Source organism: Gilvimarinus gilvus, assembly GCF_030518155.1.
GTDB classification, from domain to species: domain Bacteria; phylum Pseudomonadota; class Gammaproteobacteria; order Pseudomonadales; family Cellvibrionaceae; genus Gilvimarinus; species Gilvimarinus gilvus.
Genome location: NZ_JAULRU010000730.1, coordinates 1 through 346, shown reverse-complemented (window position 1 = coordinate 346; position 346 = coordinate 1). Strand labels below are relative to the sequence as shown.

At 50.9% G+C, this 346-nt stretch carries 1 pseudogene; it reads right to left on the bottom strand.

The annotated features are described in order from the left end of the window. Positions 1-116: 116 nt before the first annotated feature. Positions 117-346, bottom strand: a pseudogene (locus QWI17_RS18170) (hypothetical protein); the annotation flags it as partial.

Here is a 346-nt window from a genome sequence, read left to right as displayed (position 1 = left end):
CGTGTGGGCGGCTTAGGGGTAGCGGCTTTTGGCGTATTGACGGCGGTATAAAAGATATTGCCCCCGGTCGCTATCCTGGCTACCGGGGGCTTCTCAGAAGGTCGTTATAGATATAGTTATAGCTTTCTTTTCGCTAATATTTTGAACAGGTTATCGGAGTCGTCAGCCAGCTCGGTTAAACGGCTTTTTAGCAGCTTACAAAAATCCAGCGCCAGCTGCGAAACAGGGCGGGTGGCTGAGTAGATCAGGTTGTATTTAAAGGGTATTGAGATAGAGAAGGGTTTTACCACGAGCCCCTGCTTGATAAAACTCAGGGCGGTCACCGGGTCAACCAGGGACACACCCG